Origin of the sequence: uncultured Corynebacterium sp. (genome assembly GCF_937999985.1) — a bacterium.
Classification (GTDB): domain Bacteria; phylum Actinomycetota; class Actinomycetes; order Mycobacteriales; family Mycobacteriaceae; genus Corynebacterium.
Genome location: NZ_CALLDG010000009.1, coordinates 1 through 3,962, shown reverse-complemented (window position 1 = coordinate 3,962; position 3,962 = coordinate 1). Strand labels below are relative to the sequence as shown.

Sequence of the window (3,962 nt, the reverse complement as noted above, 5' to 3'; positions counted from 1 at the left end):
AGGACATGGCCGTCGTCGACCACTACGAGGGCACCATCTGGCTGATCGCCAGCGTGATCAACTGGGATAACTCCGACGAGCGGGTGGACGAGGCATACGCCGAGGCAGTGGAACGGCTAGACACCATGGTGGAACGGCTGGCCACGGGCACGGCAGGGGGCGTCACTACCTTCGAAACCCCCACGCCTAAGTACCGCAGGCAGCGCACCTACGATGACCACCGCGAGCGCATCGGCAAGGTCAAGGAGCACATTAAGGCCGGCGATGCGTTCCAGGTGGTGCTGTCACAGCGCTTCGAAATGGAGACCGACGTCGACCCGATCGACATCTATCGCATGCTGCGGGTATCGAACCCTTCGCCCTACATGTTCCTGGTTAACGTACCTACGGAGGGTTTTGACGCCACCGCGTTCCACATCATCGGCTCCTCCCCGGAATCGCTGGTGCAGGTCCGTGACGGCAATGTCACGACGTTCCCCATCGCGGGATCCAGGCCGCGCGGCGAGACGGTGGAGCAGGACTTCGCTTTCGAACGCGAGCTGGTCAACGACGAGAAGGAAAACTCCGAACACCTGATGCTGGTGGACCTGGGTCGCAACGACCTAGGACGGGTCAGCGAGCCCGGCACGGTGGAGGTGCACGACTTCCGCCACGTGGAACGCTACTCGGCGGTGATGCACCTGGTATCCGGTGTTAGCGGAAAGCTGGCCGCGGGGAAGACAGCGGTGGATGCGTTCAACGCGACGTTCCCGGCCGGAACCTTGTCGGGCGCGCCGAAGCCCTCGGCGCTGAAGATCATCGACACGCTGGAGGACACGCGCCGCGGAGTCTACGGCGGCACAGTCGGCTACTTCGACTTCTCCGGCAACACCGACCAATCCATCGCCATCCGCACCGGGCTGTACAAGGACGGCACCGTGTACGTCCAGGCCGGCGGCGGAATCGTCGCGGACTCTGACCCAGAAGCTGAAGACCTGGAGAACCGCAACAAGGCCGCGGCGGTGCTGCGGGCAGTGGCTGCGGCGGAAACCATGAAGAACGCAGGGGAGAAGCAGTGAGCAAGAGCACGGCAGAGGACGTAACAGTGGACGTAACCCAAAAGGCCAAGCGCATCCGACAGATCGCGCTGCTGTGCGTGGTGCTGAGCGCGGCGGGCCTGTGGGGCGCGAGCCGCCTGAAGTTCGTGACCGTGGCCGTTGACGACGACAAGGCCGGGGCGTCCACCAAGGAGCTTGTGGGATCCGTGTGGGATCCCGCGCTGGTGCCGCTGGCGCTGGCGATGGTGGCCGCGCTGATCCTCTCGATGGCCGTGCAACCCATGATCCGCCGGGTGCTGGGCGTGGTGATTGTCGCCCTGGCGGCCACCGCCAGCTTCCGCGCCGTGCAGCTGCTGAGCAGCGACGTGGACCTGGCCCGCGCCCAGAGTCTGCTGCGAAGTGGCGCGGCCACGCAGAAGGAATCCGACCCGGTGCAGATCTCCGAGTGGGCGCGAGTGATCAGCGGGGATGTGCACTCGCTGGGAATCGTGCTGGTGCTTTTAGCGGCGGCAATCGGCGTGGTCGGCGGCGCGATCCTGATTCTGCGGCCCGGCCAGGAATCCAAGGGGCATAGCCGCTACGAGACCCCGGAGGTGCGCCGCGCGGACGCGGAAGAGGACCTCGCGGAGAATCCAGATTCAACCCGCGTGCTGTGGGATGCCCTGGATGCGGGGGTGGATCCGACCGAAGAATCCGATTTCTCCCGCACCAAGCAGGGGCGATAAGCTCAGGGGTGTGACACACATGACTGTTCTCGACCAGATCATCGCCGGTGTGCTTGAAGACCAGGCCGAGCGGGAAGCCAAGATCCCATACAAGGAGATCAAGGCCATGTCCCTGGACGCACCACCGGCTCTCGACGCCCACGCCGCGCTGGCCGCCCCCGGGGTCAGCCTGATCGCCGAGGTGAAGCGCGCCAGCCCCTCTAAGGGGGATCTCGCCGAGATCGCCGACCCCGAAGTGCTGGCGAAGGCCTATGAGGACAACGGAGCCACCGCCATCAGCTGCCTCACCGAACAGCGCCGCTTCAAGGGCTCCCTCGAGGATTTCGACGCGGTGCGCCGCGCGGTGAACATTCCGCTGCTGCGCAAGGACTTCACGGTGAACCCGTACCAGATCCACGAGGCCCGGGCGCACGGCGCGGACATTGTGCTGCTCATCGTCGCTGCACTCGAACAGCAGCGCCTGGAATCCCTGCTGGATCGTACCGAGTCCCTGGGCATGACCGCCCTGGTGGAAGTGCACACCGCCGAAGAGGCCGAGCGCGCTGTTGCCGCCGGTGCCAAGGTCATCGGCGTCAACGCCCGAAACCTCAAGACGTTGGATGTCGACCCGCAGGTGTTCGGTAAAATCGCCCCGCTGCTTCCGGACGACGTGGTGAAGATCGCAGAGTCGGGCGTCAAGAATAAAAACGACCTCAACGCCTATGCCGCAGCGGGCGCGGACGCAGTGCTCGTCGGCGAAGGTCTGGTCACCGCAGGTAACCCCGCACAAGCGTGCCGGGATCTCGCCGCAGCGGGAAAACACCCAGCCTGCCCCCAAAAGAATTCCTAAGCGATAGCATATAAAACTGTGACTACCGAGAAGACCTTCAAGAACGCCGACGCGCAAGGCAAGTCCCTGCCGACGGTAGGCGAGATCCTGGCGACCGCCACCCACCACGAGCCCGACGAGCGCGGACACTGGGGTGATTTCGGCGGCCGCTACGTCCCCGAAGCCCTCATGGCCGTGATCGAGGAGATCACCGACGCCTGGGCGAAGGCCCGCTCGGACCAGGGGTACCTGGACCAGCTCGACGAGCTGCACCGCACCTACACCGGCCGCCCGTCGCCGCTGTACTACGCTGCCCGCTTCTCCGAGGCCGTAGGCGCAGAGGTGTGGCTAAAGCGCGAGGACCTGAACCACACCGGCTCCCACAAGATCAACAACGTGCTGGGGCAGGTGCTGCTGGCCAAGCGCATGGGCAAGACGCGCGTGATTGCGGAGACCGGCGCAGGCCAGCACGGTGTGGCCACGGCGACGGCCTGTGCGCTGCTCGGCCTGGAATGCCGGATCTACATGGGGGCTGTGGACGCCGAACGTCAGGCCCTCAACATCGCCCGCATGCGCCTGCTCGGTGCCCACGTGGAGGTAGTGGAGATCGGCTCCCGCACCCTGAAGGACGCCATCAACGAGGCCATGCGCTTCTGGGTTTCCAACGCCGACGACACCTACTACTGCTTCGGCACCGCCGCCGGCCCGCACCCATTCCCGCAGATGGTGCGCGACCTGCAGCGAGTGATCGGCGTGGAGGCGCGCCAGCAGCTGCTGGCCGAGACCGGCAAGCTGCCCGACGCCGTGGTGGCCTGCGTGGGCGGCGGTTCCAACGCGATCGGACTGTTCCACCCCTTCATCGAGGACGAGGGCGTGGATATCGTCGGCGCTGAGGCCGCGGGCGACGGTGTGGAGACCGGCCGTCACGCCGCGCCGATCAACCTGGGGCTGCAGGGCGTGTTCCAGGGCTCCTACGCCGACCTGATGCAGGACGAGGACGGGCAGATCATCGAATCGCACTCCATCTCCGCCGGGTTGGATTACCCGGGCGTGGGGCCGGAGCACTCTAAACTGCACGCGGAGGGGCGCGCCCGCTACCTGCCGATCACCGACTCCGAGGCCATGGATGCCTTCAAGCAGCTGACCCGCCTGGAGGGCATCATTCCCGCCATCGAGTCCTCCCACGCCGTCGCCGCTGCCATCAAGGTGGCCGCGGAGAAGCCGGGCGCCACTCTGATTGTGAACATTTCCGGCCGCGGCGACAAGGACGTCAACACCGCCGCGAAGTGGTTCGACATGCTGGACCAGAAGAGCGAGAAGGACGGCTAACCCATGACCTCCCGACTTTCTAAGGTTTTCACTGACGCGCGCGCCGAGGGAAGAGCCGCACTC

Annotated in this window: 4 protein-coding genes; all 4 read left to right on the top strand. The window is 65.7% G+C overall.

The features are described from left to right. Positions 1–1,058 (top strand): chorismate-binding protein (locus tag Q0331_RS00350; protein ID WP_298073851.1); only part of this gene is annotated, 1,058 nt, incomplete at its 5' end. Continuing rightward, a complete protein-coding gene (locus Q0331_RS00345; RefSeq protein ID WP_298073849.1) occupies positions 1,055–1,762 on the top strand; it encodes a TIGR02234 family membrane protein in 708 nt (235 codons plus the stop codon). The genes Q0331_RS00350 and Q0331_RS00345, both read left to right, overlap by 4 nt. 19 nt (positions 1,763–1,781) lie before the next feature. Continuing rightward, a complete protein-coding gene (trpC, locus tag Q0331_RS00340; RefSeq protein WP_115737468.1) occupies positions 1,782–2,591 on the top strand; it encodes an indole-3-glycerol phosphate synthase TrpC in 810 nt (269 codons plus the stop codon). A gap of 18 nt (positions 2,592–2,609) precedes the next feature. Then, positions 2,610–3,899, top strand: a complete 1,290-nt coding sequence (trpB, locus tag Q0331_RS00335) for a tryptophan synthase subunit beta (RefSeq protein ID WP_298073848.1) — start codon at positions 2,610–2,612, stop codon at positions 3,897–3,899. Positions 3,900–3,962: the final 63 nt, after the last annotated feature.

Bases quoted from the DNA above. Each gene is read 5' to 3' on its own strand.
- trpC (WP_115737468.1), top strand. From the start codon at position 1,782: ATGACTGTTCTCGACCAGATCATCGCCGGTGTGCTTGAAGACCAGGCC.